Raw genomic sequence first — 13,211 nt, forward strand, 5'->3', positions numbered from 1 at the left:
GTTCGGCCCGCTTCGCCGGTCGAACAGCCCCAAAACCACTAAGGACAGTAATGGGCGATATATCCGTCATATTTGTCGGGACCGGAGCCATCGGCCTGCCGATGGCCGGCCGGCTCACCGCCGCGGGCGTCGCGACCCTCGGCGTCGACCCGCTGCCCGCCGCCGTCGAGCGCGGCGCGCAGGCGGGCCTGCGGGTCGTCCCCAGCCTGTCCGCGGCCATGGAGCAGGCGCCCGGCGTTCCGTACGTCGTCGTCATGGTCGCCACGCCCGACCAACTCGCCACGCTGGTCACCGAGGCGCTGACCGGGCATGTGGCCGGGCAGCGCTGGATCGTCATGAGCACCGTCGGCCCCGACGCGGTCCGCGAGCAGGGCGCCCGGCTGGCCGAGGCCGGCGCGATCGTCCTGGACGTCCCCGTCACCGGCGGCGTGGCCAGGGCCCGCACCGGCGAACTGACCCTGTTCGCCGCGGGACCCGCCGCCGACGTCGAGGCAGCCAGGCCCGTCCTGGAGCGCTTCGGCGCCGTCCGCACGGTCGGTGAACGGCTGGGCGACGGGCAGGCCATCAAGGTCGTCAACCAGCACCTGTGCTCGGTCCACATCGTCGCCGCCGCCGAGGCGCTCGCCCTGGCCGAACGGCTCGGGCTGGACAAGGGCGCGGTGCTGGCGCTGGTGGAGCAGGGCGCCGCGGGCTCGTGGATGCTCTCCGACCGAGGCCCCCGCATGCTGCTGGGCACCGACGTGGAGGTGACCAGCAGCATCGGGATCTTCGTCAAGGACTCGGGGCTGGTCGCCGAGGCCGCCCGCGCCTCCGGGGCCGACACCCCGCTGCTCGACGCCGCCCGCGAGCGCTACCTCAGAGCCGCCGACGCCGGGCTGAGCGGGCGCGACGACTCCCGCGTCATCGACACCTACCTAGAACGTTCCACATTGCCCCAAGGAGAGCGTCCATGACTGCCGCCGCCGCGCGTCGGGACAACCCCGCGAAAGTCTCCTTCGCCTCGATGGTGGGCACCGCCGTCGAGAGCTACGACTTCTTCATCTACGGCACCGCCTCCGCCGCCTACTTCGGCGCCGTCTTCTTCCACACCGGCGACGCCCTCGTCGGCGTGCTGGCCTCGTTCGCGACCCTCGCCGTCGGCTTCCTCTTCAGGCCGCTGGGCGGCTATCTGGCCGGCCACTACGGCGACCGGCTGGGACGCAAGAAGGTCCTGATGTGGTCGCTGACCGTGATGGGCGTCGCGACCGTCCTGGTCGGCGTGCTGCCCACATACGAGGACGCCGGCGTGATCGCCCCCGTGCTGCTGATCCTGCTGCGGATCGTGCAGGGCATCGGGTTCGGCGCCGAGTGGGGCGGCGCGGTGCTCATGGCCGTCGAACACGCGCCGGAACGCCGCCGTGGCTTCTTCGGCGCGGTGCCGCAGATCGGCATCCCGGCCGGGCTGCTGCTCGCCAATGGAGCGTTCCTTTTGTCGGAGGCGATGTTCGAGGGCGACTGGGTCTGGCGGGCGCCGTTCCTGGCCTCGGTGGTCATGGTCGCGGCCGGCATGTTCATCCGGATGCGGATCGCCGAGTCGCCCGAGTTCACGGAGATGAAGTCCGGCAACGAGATCCTCAAGACCCCGGCGCTCGAAGTGATGCGCCGTGACTGGCGGATCATCGTCCGCATCATCGCGCTGCGGCTGGCCGAGACCGGCGGCTACTACGTCACCACCAGCTTCCTGCTGAGCTACGTCGTCCTCGCCTCGCTGACCGACAAGGAGAACGTGCTCATCGGCACCATGGTCGGCTCCGCGCTCGGCCTGGTCAGTCACCTGGCCTTCGGGGCGCTGTCCGACCGCATCGGGCGCAAACCGGTGTTCCTCATCGGCTCGATCTTCACGATCGTGTTCGGGGTGCCGATGTTCCTGCTGGTCAACACCGGGGCGGGCATCGCCGTCGTGGTCGCCGTCGCGCTCGGGCTGCTCTTCAGCCACGACCCGATCTTCGCCGTGGAATCCTCGTGGTTCTCCGAGCAGTTCTCGCGCGAGGTGCGCTCGTCGGGCATCTCGCTGGGCTACAACGGGGCCTCGGTCGTCGCCGGCCTGCTGCCGTTCGTGGCCACCGCCCTGTATGGAGTCATGGGCTGGGTTGGCCCCGCCCTGCTGTTCATGGCGCTCGGCGTGATCTCGACGGTGGCCGCCTCATTCGTGCCCGAGACCGCGCCGGCCCGTCTCGCCTCCCCAACACCGCCTGTCGTCGCCGGACTGAAGGAAGGGATCTGAGTGACCGTCCTGCACGAACGTCGGCCCCCCGCCGACCCCGCCACCCGCGCCGCGGCCGTCCGCGCGGCGGCCCGCCGCATGCGCCTGCACGTGCTCAACATGGGAGAGGTGCAGGGCCAGGGGTACGTCGGCCAGGCGCTCGGCGTGGCCGACATGCTCGCCGTCGCCTACGTCGACCAGCTCCGCCTGCGCCCGGATGACGAGCACTGGCCGGAGCGCGACCGCTTCCTGCTCTCCACCGGCCACTACGCCATCGCGCTCTACGCCGCGCTGGCCGAGGCCGGCACCATCCCCGTCGAAGAGCTCGAAACCTACGGCTCCGACGGCTCCCGGCTGCCGATGTCCGGCATGGCCTCCTACACGCCCGGCATGGAGATCTCCGGCGGCTCGCTGGGCCACGGCCTCACCGTGGCCGTCGGCATGGCGCTGGGCCTGCGGCACCAGGGCTCGGACGCGCGGGTGTTCACGTTCCTGTCCGACGGCGAGCTCGACGAGGGCTCGACCTGGGAGTCCGCCATGGGCGCGGCCCACCACCGGCTCGGGCACCTGACGGCCATGGTCGACATGAACGCGCTGCAGGCCGACGGGAAGACCGACACCGTCATGCGCATCGAGCCGGCCGAAGACAAGTGGGCCGCCGCGGGCTGGTTCACCCAGCGGGTGGACGGCAACGACGTCGAGGCCCTGCTGGCGGCCTTCGACGCCGCGGCCGAGCAGGCCGCTCCGGCCGGACGGCCGTCCGTCGTGCTCTGCGACACCAGGATCGGCCGGGGCGTGCCCCTGCTCGAGACGAGAGAGAAGGCGCACTTCATGCGCATCGACCCCGACGAATGGGAGCTGTGCCGGCGCCAGCTCGCGGAAGGAGACTCGTGACGACCGTGACGACCACGGCGCCCAAGCGGCTCACCACCTCGGCGATGATCGCCTCGTTCGCCGACCCCGGCCAGCGCACGGCCTCCGCGCCGTTCGGGCACGCCCTGGCCGCGCTGGCCGAGCGGGACGACCGCGTGGTCGGGCTGACGGCCGACCTCGGCAAATACACCGACATGCAGGTGTTCGCCGAGGCCCACCCGGACCGGTTCTTCCAGATGGGAATGGCCGAGCAGTTGCTGTTCGGGGCGGCGGCCGGCATGGCGGAGGTCGGGCTCGTGCCCTTCGCCTCCACCTACAGCGTCTTCGCCGCCCGCCGGGCCTACGACTTCCTGTGCCTGGACGCCGCCGAGCCCAACCTCAACGTCAACATCGTCGGCGGCCTGCCCGGCCTGACCACCGGATACGGGCCCAGCCACCAGGCCACCGAGGACATCGCCATCTTCCGCGGGATGCCGAACCTGACCATCGTCGACCCCTGCGACTCCGTCGACATCGAGCAGGCCGTCCCGCAGCTGGCCGCGCACGACGGCCCCACCTACCTGCGGCTGCTGCGCGGCAAGGTGCCCACGGTCCTCGACGAGTACGACTACACCTTCCGGCTCGGCAAGGCGTCGGTGCTGCGCGAGGGGCGCGACGTCGTCTTCGTCTCCAGCGGGCTGATGACGATGCGCGCCCTGCAGGCCGCCGAGAAGCTGGCCGGGCACAACGTGGACGTCGCGGTCGTGCACACCCCGACGATCAAGCCGTTCGACGCCGAGACCGTCGTGGCGCAGATCGACACCGACCGGCTGGCCGTCACGCTGGAGAACCACACCGTGATCGGCGGCCTGTTCGAGACCGTCGCCTCCGCCGTGGTCAGGGCCGGGCTCGGGCGACGCGTGCTGCCCGTGGCGCTGCCCGACGAGTTCCTGGCCGCCGGGGCGCTGCCGACGCTGCACGACCGGTATGGGCTGGCCACCGACCGGGTGGTGGAGAAGGTGCTCGCCGCATTGGGCTAAAAGTGGTGACATGACCTATGCGCTGCGTACCGCGACCCCCGCCGACTACGACGCCATCGCCGCCGTCGTCGACGACTGGTGGGGCCGGCCCGTCCTGGGCGCGCTGCCCAGGCTCTTCCTCGACCACTTCCACCGCACGAGCACGGTCGCCGAAGGGCCCGAGGGCCTGGCGGGCTTCCTGATCGGCTTCGTCTCGCCGTCCGAAGGCGACGAGGCCTACATCCACTTCGTCGGCGTCTCCCCGGACGCCAGGACGAGCGGGCTCGCCCGCACCATGTACGAGCGCTTCTTCGGCCTGGCCCGGGGGCATGACCGGCGCGTGGTGCGGGCGATCACCTCGCCGGTCAACGAGCGGTCCATCGCCTTCCACCGGCGCATGGGGTTCGAGGCCGGCGATCCCGTCCCCGGCTACAACGGGCCGGGGACGAGCCTGGTCACGTTCGTCCGCACCCTCTGAACGGCCGCAAGATCGGCTCAGGCCATGGCCAGGTCCTCGCGCGCGGTCCTGGCCTCGGCCAGGGCGCGGCGCTCCACCTCCACCAGCGCGCGGCAGCGCTCGACCTCCTGCTCCACCCGCTCCTCGTCCCACCCGAGCACGTCCGCCATCAACCGCGCGATCAGCGGCGCCGCCCGCTCGGCCAGCTCGCCCGACTCGATGAGCATCCGGGTCCTGCGCGAGACGATGTCCTCGGCGTGCAGGGCGCCCTCGTGGGTGACGGCGTAGCGGATCTCGGCCCTGAGCCAGGGGCCCGGCTCGATCAGGGGCTCACCGAGCGAGGGATCGTCGCGGACGAGGTCGAGGACCTCCAGCGCGAGGTTGCCGTAGCGCCTGATGAGGTGGTCGACGGTGTCGGCGTCCACGTCGTAGTCCTCGGCGATGCGTCCGACGGACAGGTGCAGCGCGGGCAGCCCGTCCGCGCCGACCAGCGGCAGCCGGTCGGTGACCGACCCGGGCACGTCGTACCCTTCGAGCGCGGCGTCGATCACGTCCCTGGCCATGATCCGGTAGGTCGTGAACTTCCCGCCCGCGATCGTGGCCAGGCCGGGGATCGGCACGTCCACCACGTGCTCGCGAGACAACTTGGTCGTCGAGGCGCTCGCGTCGGCGGCCACCAGCGGACGCAGCCCGACGAACAGCCCGACGACGTCGTCATGGGTCAGCGGCCTGGCCAGCACCGAGTTGGCGTGTCGCAGAAGATAGTCGACGTCTTCGCCCGTGGCCGCGGGCTCGGCGCGGTCGCCGTCGTAGTCGGTGTCGGTGGTGCCGATGATCCACCGGTCGGCCGTCCACGGGATGATGAACAGCACGCTCTTGTCCGTACGGATGATCACGCCGGTGCGTGCGGCGATGGCCTCGCGCGGCACCAGCACGTGCACGCCCTTCGACATCCTGACCGTGAAACTCGGCTCGGCCGCCCCCGGCAGCCGGGTCACCGGGTCCGTCCACACGCCCGCGCACACCACCACCGAATCGGCCGCCACGTCGATCTCGTGGCCGCTCTTCTCGTCGCGGACCCTGGCGCCGACGATCCGCTCGCCGCATTCGTCGCGCCGCATCGCCACGACGCCGGCCCTGGTCACGACCGTGGCGCCGTGCGCGGCGGCCGTCCTGGCGAGTGCGAGGGTGAAGCGGGCGTCGTCCACCTGGGCGTCGCAGTAGATCATGCCGCCGGTCAGCACGTCGGTACGCAGCCCCGGCACCAGGCGGCGGGCCTGCTTGAGCGACAGGTTCCTGTGCCTGGGCAGCGGGCGCCGCACACCCTCCAGCGCGTCATACAGCGTGAGCCCCGCCGCCACGTACGGCTGCTCGACCACCTTGCGGCGCAGCGGATACAGGAAGGTCGTCGGTCTCACCAGGTGCGGGGCCAGGCGGGAAACCAGCAGGCCGCGTTCCTTGAGCGCCTCGCGTACGAGCTTGAAGTCGAACTGCTCCAGGTAGCGCAGCCCGCCGTGGATGAGCTTGCTGGACCGGCTCGACGTGCCCGACGCCAGGTCGCGGCTCTCCACAAGGGCGACGCGCAGCCCGCGCGAGGCCGCGTCCAGCGCCGCGCCCGCGCCGGTGACGCCCCCGCCGACGACCAGCACGTCGAAGGTCTGCTCGCGGAGCCGGTCCAGGCACTCCTGCCGCTTCGTGGCGTCGAGCGCCCCCGTCATCCCCATGGCGTACTACTCACTTTCAGTGACAAATGATGTACCTTCCGTATGCGTTCCCCCGATCGGGGAATGCCTCACCTGAGCTGCTTGGAGGTGGCGGTGGAGCTCAGGAGGATGGGGCTGGCCGGTGAGATGATCGCCGAGTTCGCCGGGACGATGGTGCTCATCGTGTTCGGCGTGGGGGTGGTCGCGCAGGTCGTCGCGGGCGGGCTCGGCGACCACGACAGCATCGCCTGGGCATGGGGCATCGGGGTCGCGCTCGGCGTGTACGTCGCCGGCCGCACCACAGGGGCGCACCTCAATCCGGCGGTCACCCTGGGCTTCGCCGCCTTCAGGGGCTTCCCATGGCGCAAGGTCGGGCCGTACACGCTGGCGCAGACCGCCGGAGCCTTCGTCGGCGCGCTCCTGATGCGCTGGAACTACACCGAGATCCTCGCCATGGCCGACCCCGGGCACACGACCAAGACCCAGATCGTCTTCTCGACGCTGCCCGGCAACGGCACCCTGCCGGTGGGCCTGTGGGGCGGGCTGCGCGACCAGATCATCGGCACCGCCGTCCTGCTGTTCGTCATCTTCGCCCTGTCCGACACCACCAACATGGCGCCCAGCGCGAACCTGGGCCCCGTCGTCATCGGCCTGCTCGTCGTCGGCATCGGCATGGCGCTCGGCGCCGACGCCGGCTACGCGATCAACCCCGCGCGCGACTTCGGGCCGCGCCTGGCGAGCTTCCTCACCGGGTACGAGGGCGCGTGGCGAGACCAGTACGGCGACCTGTACTTCTGGGTGCCCATCGTCGGCCCCGCGCTCGGCGGGCTCCTCGGCGCCGCGCTCTACCAGGTGCTCATCGCCACGCACCTGCCGCGCGACGAGAACCGCGACACCGTGAAGCCGTCCGACTGAGGAGTACGCCATGCCCGACTTCGTGGGTGCCATCGACCAGGGCACCACGAGCACGCGCTTCATGATCTTCGACCACGACGGCGCGGAGGTCGCCAAGTTCCAGCTCGAACACCAGCAGATCCTCCCCAGAGCCGGCTGGGTCGAGCACAACCCGATCGAGATCTGGACCAGGACCGCCGCCGTCATCCAGACCACGCTCCAGCGTTCCGGCCTGCACGACAGCGACCTGGCCGCCCTCGGCGTCACCAACCAGCGGGAAACCACCGTGGTGTGGAACCCGCGGACGGGCCGCCCCTACTCCAACGCGATCGTGTGGCAGGACACCCGCACCGACCGCATCGCCGCCGCGCTCGACCAGGACGGACGCGGCCAGATCATCCGCGACCGCACTGGCCTGCGGCCCGAGGCGTACTTCTCCGGCGGCAAGATCCAGTGGATCCTCGAGAACGTGGACGGCGTCCGCGCGGCGGCGGAGCGGGGCGAGGCGATCTTCGGCAACACCGACACCTGGACCCTGTGGAACCTCACCGGCGGCGTCAACGGCGGCGTGCACGTCACCGACGTGACCAACGCCGGCCGTACCATGCTCATGGACCTCGACACCCTCGACTGGGACGACGAACTGCTGTCCTTCTTCGGCATCCCGCGCCGGATGTTGCCGCAGATCCGGCCGTCGGCCGAGCCCGGGGCGTACGGCGTGACCCTCCGCCACGGGCCGCTCGGCGGCGAGGTGCCGATCACCGCCATCCTCGGCGACCAGCAGGCCGCCACCGTCGGCCAGGTCTGCTTCTCGCCCGGCGAGGCCAAGAACACCTACGGCACCGGCAACTTCCTGCTGCTCAACACCGGCACCGACCGGGTGCGCTCCGACAGCGGCCTGCTCACCACCGTCGCCTACAAGTTCGGCGACCAGCCTGCGGTGTTCGCCCTCGAAGGTTCGATCGCCGTCACCGGGTCGGCCGTGCAGTGGTTGCGCGACCAGCTCCACATCATCACCTCGGCGGCCCAGAGCGAGACGCTGGCGCGTCAGGTGCCGGACAACGGAGGCATGTACTTCGTTCCCGCCTTTTCCGGACTTTTCGCCCCGTACTGGCGAGCCGACGCCCGAGGCGCCATCGTCGGCCTGTCCCGCTGCAACACCGACGCCCACCTCGCCAGAGCCACCCTGGAAGCGATCTGCTACCAGAGCCGCGACGTCGTCGAGGCCATGCAACGGGACTCGGGGGTGATTCTGGACGTGCTGAAGGTCGACGGCGGGGTCACGGCCAACAACCTCTGCATGCAACTCCAGTCCGACATCCTCGGCGTCCCGGTCAGCCGCCCGGTGGTCGCGGAAACCACGGCCCTGGGCGCCGCGTACGCAGCCGGGCTGGCGGTGGGGTTCTGGAGAGACGTGGAGGAACTGCGGACCCACTGGGCCGAAGACCGGCGATGGGAGCCCGGGTGGAGCGGGGAGCGGAGGGAGAAGGGGTACGCGGCCTGGAGGAAGGCGGTGACCAAGGCATTCGACTGGGCCGAACCCGCCTGAACCGCCCGACTTGAACCGCCCGAGCCGCCTGACCTGAACCGCCTGAGCCGCCTGACCTGAACCCCTGAACCGCCTACCTGAACCGCTTGAACCCACCGTCGTCCGCCGCTGCGCCGAAGAGAGAGGAGCCGGGCGCGCCCGGCTGGGTCCGCCCAGGCGGTTAACTCACCACATCCTTGCGGCGGAAGCGGCGGAAGGCCACGGCGATGAGGATGGCCGCGTACGTGATCGACACCGACGCCCCCTTGGCCATGCCGCTCCAGTCCAACTCGGGTGCCAGGGCGTCCAGCCAGGCGTTGTTCCAGAACGTCGGCAGGAATTCGCGCAGCGCCCCCAGCGCCTCGACCGCCTGCAGAATAGTGCAGATGATCCACAGGCCGACCGCCCCGCCCACCGCGCCGAGCGGGGAGTCGGTCATGGTGGAGATGAGGAAGGCCAGGGCGGCGACCACGAGCTGGCTGACCAGGGCGTACCCGATCACGATGCCGAACCTCGGCAACACGTCCAGGGCCGGGATCGTCTCGCCGGTGCCGGGCACCTGGATGTCGTCCCAGCCGAACGCCAGCGTGCCCGCCAGCAGCGCCATCAGCGGCAGGCAGATGACGGCCGCCGCCGAGTAGCCGAGCGCCACGATCAGCTTCTGCCGCAGGAGCCGGTCACGGGGGACGGGCGCCGCCAGCAGGTAGCGCAGCGACGACCAGTTGGCCTCGCTGGCCACGGTGTCGCCGCAGAACAGGGCCACCGCCACCACCAGCAGGAAGCTGGCCGACACCGACAGGGCGAAGGCGGCGAAGTTCAGGCCGCTCTCGGTGGCCAGATCGGAGATGCGCAGTGACGGCTGGCTCTGGGTGCTGGTCTGCGGCCCGAACTGGAACGCGATCACCAGGATCCACGGCAGCGCCAGCAGCAGCCCGAACATGGCCAGCGTGCGCCGCCGCTTGAACTGCCTGACGATCTCCACGCGCAGCGGCAGCGTACGGCGCGGCGCGTAGCCCGTCGCGGCGGTCATGATTTGTCTCCGATGAGGTCGAGGAACACATCTTCCAGCCGGGGCCCGTGCCCGTTGCCGACGGCTGCCGACCTGAGCAGGTGCGACACCGGGCCGGCGGACACCAGCCGCCCCCGCCGCATGACCACGACGTGGCTGCAGGTCTGCTCCACCTCGGCCAGCATGTGGCTCGAGACGATCACGGTACGGCCGTCGCGCGCATAGCGCTTGAGCACCTCGCGCATCTCGCGGATCTGGGGTGGGTCGAGACCGTTCGTGGGCTCGTCCAGCACGAGCAGGTCCGGCAGCCCGAGCATCGCCTGGGCGATGGCGAGCCGCTGGCGCATGCCCTGGGAGTAGGTGCGTACCGCCCGGTCCAGCGCCTTGCCGAGGTTGGCGATCTCCAGCGCCTCCTCGAAGTGAGCGTCCTTGGCCGGCCGTCCGGTGGCCGCCCAGTACAGCTCGATGTTGTCCCTCCCGGACAGATGCGGCAGGAAGCCGGGCCCTTCGACGAATGACCCCAACCGCGACAACACGGGCGCTCCCGGCGTCACGCGCTCACCGAAGATCCGGATCTCGCCGCCGTCCGGCTGGATGAGACCCATCATCATCCGCATCGTGGTCGTCTTACCGGCACCGTTCGGCCCGAGCAGGCCCAGCACCTGCCCCTGCTCGACCCGGAACGACAACCCGTCAACGGCCAGCTCCCCGTTCCGATACGCCTTCGTCAGCCCACTGATCTCCAACGGCACCAGCTCGTCGCTCTGGCTGTCTCGCGTGGAGGTGACGTCTTGGTTCGGGTCTGGGGTCGTTGGTTCCTTGTCGTGTCCGTTGGCGATCGGCACCAGCTCGTCGCCCTGGCTGTCCCGTGCAGACGTGACGTCCTGGTTCGGGTCCGCGGCCGTCAGCTCCTCGGCGTGCCCGTCGGCCAGCGGGTGGCCGTTTGGCGCGGCGACGGGTGCATCCTTCGCGTCTTCATTGGGGTGGGAAGCGGATGCGTCGTGACCGTTCGGCGACAGCGTGGACGCATCGCGCGATTGGCCGTCGTCCGGCGACAACACGGGTGCCTCGTGCGATTGCCCGACCGGAGTGAGCGTCGAGGCGTTGGGCTGCCGGCCGTCTTCCGTCGTGCTGGGCACAGCCGCCTGGTTACGGGTTCGCTGGTTGCGGGGTCCGGGGCCTGCCAGTGCGCGTGCCGGAGTGCGGCCCGTGGCAAGGAGACCAGCGGCGATCAGGACGGCGGCCAGCGGCATCGCCCACACCCACCAGGAGACCCCCGTCGGTGCGGCTGCCAACGTGCGGACCGTCGGGACGGTGAGCGTGGGGGAGGATAGCGACACCTGGTACGCGGCCGGCTCGACAGGCGTCGCGAAGCCCATGTCGGTCGTGGTCACGACCAGGCGGAGCCGGTGGCCGACGGCGAAACGGTGGTCCACGGCCGGCAGCGTGATCGTGGCCTCCGCACTGCCCGCGCCCTCAGGGATCGTCACCCGGACCGGCGAGACCAGCCCGGCGGGCAGCGCGGCCGGTTGCAGGTTGTCGGCCACGTCGTACAGCTTCGCGAACAGCGTCGCCTCGCCCTTGCCCGACACCTTGACCTTGACCGTGGAGCTACCGGTGAGCTGCAGCGGAGCGGTGAGCGGCCGGGACTCGAACGCGGCCGACTGGCCCGGCATGTCGATCGACACACCGGTGTTGTTCTGGCCGCTCAGCAGGCCGCCGATGCCGGGAACGGTCGAGATCGAGGCCGGGGCGCCGCCGGGCGGGTTCACGATGTTCTGCTCGGGGCCGCTCAGCTCGACGCTCGTGGTGTCGGTGCCGCCGAGGCCGGGGTAGGAGGCGGCTTCCGGGTGGAGGCGGATGCGCTGGCGCGTTCCCGGGTCACGGCCGCCGTCACGCGTCACGGTGAACGCGCTGACCGGCGGTGCCGCCTGGTCTGATCCCTCACCCTTCAGATATCGGGCGAACCAGGCAGAGGACTGCTCGAACAGCCAGTCGGCCTCGCCGTTTCCGCCGTCATGACCACCGTCGAACCAGGCCAGGCTCACCGGTGTGCCCGAGGCGGCGATCGCCCTGGCGTTGGCGTCCGCGTGGCTGAGCGGGAACAGCGAGTCGCGCTGACCCTGGATGAGCAGCGTGGGGGCCTTGATCCGGTCGGCCACGGTGATCGGGCTCGACTTGCGCAACAGGGCGATGGTCTCCGGGGTAGCCCTGCCGGTCTTGGCGGCCTCCTGGTACATGTCACAGATCTCGGGCAGGAACCTGCCGCACCGGGCCTGCTCGGCGGTCAGCGGAGCGGCTGCCTCCTGCCGGCTGCCCCGCAACGCGAAGCTGTCAACCGAGACACCCTGACCGAAGAAGATGCCCGCCCACATGCGCTTGAAGACCCCACTGCCGATAGTGCTGGCGGCGGTTGCGGCATCTCCGGCGCTTTGATCATCGGCGGCGGCAGGGGACTGGGTGTCCTGGCCGGTGCCGTTGCCGGCGTCCTGGTCGGTGGTGGTGGGGGATTGGGCGCTCTGGGTGGCCGCGTTCTGGAAGAGCGCGTCGGCGAGGTCGGACCAGGTGATCTGCGGGACGATCGCATCGATGCGCTGGTCGTGGGCCGCCGTCATCAGCGCGATGGAGCCGCCGTACGAGCCGCCGGCGATGCCCACGCGCGGATCGCCTGCCGCGTCGAGCTGGACCTCCGGGCGCTTGGCGAGCCAGTCGATCAGCTGCTTGACGTCCTTGACCTCGTAGTCGGGAGAGTTGAGCGCGATCTGGCCGGTCGAGCGGCCGAACCCGCGGGCTGACCAGGTCAGTACGGCGTAACCGTCCTGGGCGAGGCGGATCGCCTGCTCACGCATGCTCTGCTTGCTGCCGCCGAAACCGTGGGCGAGCAGCACGACGGGCGCCTTCCCGCCATCTGGTGGTGGGAAGAACGTCGTGTCGAGCTCCACCCGTTGGTTGTTGGCGGGTCCGTCGACGACGCTTATTTTCTGGTCCTGGCCCCGCACCTCAGGAGCCGACGGCCACACCAGCCATGTCGTCACCCCGATAAGGGCGAGGGCCGCTACCAGCGCGGCCACACGCTTCATGAACGCGAGCCTACTTTCCGCACCTGAGAGATCGCTGAGACGGCACTCACGCCGGGATCGCCCACATGGTGCCAATTGTCGGGGCATGAGGTGGTGGTGGATGGGGTTGCGGACACGACGACCGGTGCCAGCGCTGCGGGTCTCTTGGCGGCCGGTCATCGGGTGGTTCGTGGCTGGGCGACAGCCATCGGGCAGTGGGTGGGGGTGTCGTTGCTGCCGTGGGAAAGCAGTGCGGTCGTGTACCCGCTGACATGGGGAGCAGTGCGGTCGTGTTGGTGCCGTTGGCGAGGCGAGGCGAGGCGGGGCGGGACGGGGAGAGGCGGGGCGGGGCGGAGCGGGACGGAGCGGAGCGTGGTCATGGCGGGGCGGGGCAGGGCGGAGCGTGGTCATGGCGATGCTGTTGGCGGGGCGGAGTGTGGTTGTGGTG

The 13,211-nt window shown here is 70.7% G+C and carries 10 protein-coding genes; 7 read left to right on the forward strand and 3 right to left on the reverse strand.

The features are described 5' to 3' along the window. Positions 1 to 50 precede the first annotated feature (50 nt). From ACFOY2_RS05995 to ACFOY2_RS06015, 5 genes are read left to right on the forward strand one after another with little or no spacing between them, the layout of a single operon-like run. Complete coding sequence (locus tag ACFOY2_RS05995; RefSeq protein ID WP_379526900.1) at positions 51 to 953, forward strand: NAD(P)-dependent oxidoreductase; 903 nt, start codon at positions 51 to 53, stop codon at positions 951 to 953. After that, positions 950 to 2,263, forward strand: a complete 1,314-nt coding sequence (locus ACFOY2_RS06000; protein ID WP_379526901.1) for an MFS transporter — start codon at positions 950 to 952, stop codon at positions 2,261 to 2,263. The genes ACFOY2_RS05995 and ACFOY2_RS06000 overlap by 4 nt, the downstream gene beginning before the upstream one ends. Then, complete coding sequence (locus ACFOY2_RS06005; RefSeq protein WP_379526902.1) at positions 2,264 to 3,136, forward strand: transketolase; 873 nt, start codon at positions 2,264 to 2,266, stop codon at positions 3,134 to 3,136. Beyond that, positions 3,133 to 4,134 (forward strand): transketolase family protein, encoded by a 1,002-nt coding sequence (locus ACFOY2_RS06010; protein WP_379526903.1) that lies wholly within the window; start codon positions 3,133 to 3,135, stop codon positions 4,132 to 4,134. Before ACFOY2_RS06005 ends, ACFOY2_RS06010 begins: the two co-directional genes overlap by 4 nt. A 10-nt stretch (positions 4,135 to 4,144) precedes the next feature. Then, positions 4,145 to 4,591: a GNAT family N-acetyltransferase gene (locus ACFOY2_RS06015; RefSeq protein ID WP_379526904.1), complete on the forward strand. Its 447-nt coding sequence runs from the start codon at positions 4,145 to 4,147 to the stop codon at positions 4,589 to 4,591. Positions 4,592 to 4,608: 17 nt separating this feature from the next. Here the strand turns inward: ACFOY2_RS06015 and glpD are convergent, their stop codons facing one another. Further along, complete coding sequence (gene glpD, locus ACFOY2_RS06020; RefSeq protein ID WP_379526905.1) at positions 4,609 to 6,288, reverse strand: glycerol-3-phosphate dehydrogenase; 1,680 nt, start codon at positions 6,286 to 6,288, stop codon at positions 4,609 to 4,611. 99 nt (positions 6,289 to 6,387) lie between these two features. Between glpD and ACFOY2_RS06025 the strand changes: the two genes are divergently transcribed. Together ACFOY2_RS06025 and glpK are read left to right on the forward strand one after the other, a co-directional pair. Continuing rightward, positions 6,388 to 7,188, forward strand: coding sequence for an MIP/aquaporin family protein (locus tag ACFOY2_RS06025; protein WP_379526906.1), 801 nt, complete (start codon positions 6,388 to 6,390; stop codon positions 7,186 to 7,188). Positions 7,189 to 7,198: 10 nt separating this feature from the next. Continuing rightward, positions 7,199 to 8,716 carry a glycerol kinase GlpK gene (gene glpK / locus ACFOY2_RS06030; protein ID WP_379526907.1) on the forward strand — a complete coding sequence of 506 codons (1,518 nt, stop codon included), beginning with the start codon at positions 7,199 to 7,201 and terminating at the stop codon, positions 8,714 to 8,716. 160 nt (positions 8,717 to 8,876) lie between these two features. Here glpK and ACFOY2_RS06035 read toward each other — a convergent pair whose 3' ends face one another. Further along, positions 8,877 to 9,725 (reverse strand): ABC transporter permease, encoded by an 849-nt coding sequence (locus ACFOY2_RS06035; protein WP_379526908.1) that lies wholly within the window; start codon positions 9,723 to 9,725, stop codon positions 8,877 to 8,879. Next, positions 9,722 to 12,784: an alpha/beta fold hydrolase gene (locus ACFOY2_RS06040; protein WP_379526909.1), complete on the reverse strand. Its 3,063-nt coding sequence runs from the start codon at positions 12,782 to 12,784 to the stop codon at positions 9,722 to 9,724. Before ACFOY2_RS06040 ends, ACFOY2_RS06035 begins: the two co-directional genes overlap by 4 nt. Between the last annotated feature and the right edge of the window lie 427 nt (positions 12,785 to 13,211).

Origin of the sequence: Nonomuraea purpurea, from assembly GCF_042650645.1 — a bacterium.
GTDB classification, from domain to species: domain Bacteria; phylum Actinomycetota; class Actinomycetes; order Streptosporangiales; family Streptosporangiaceae; genus Nonomuraea; species Nonomuraea purpurea.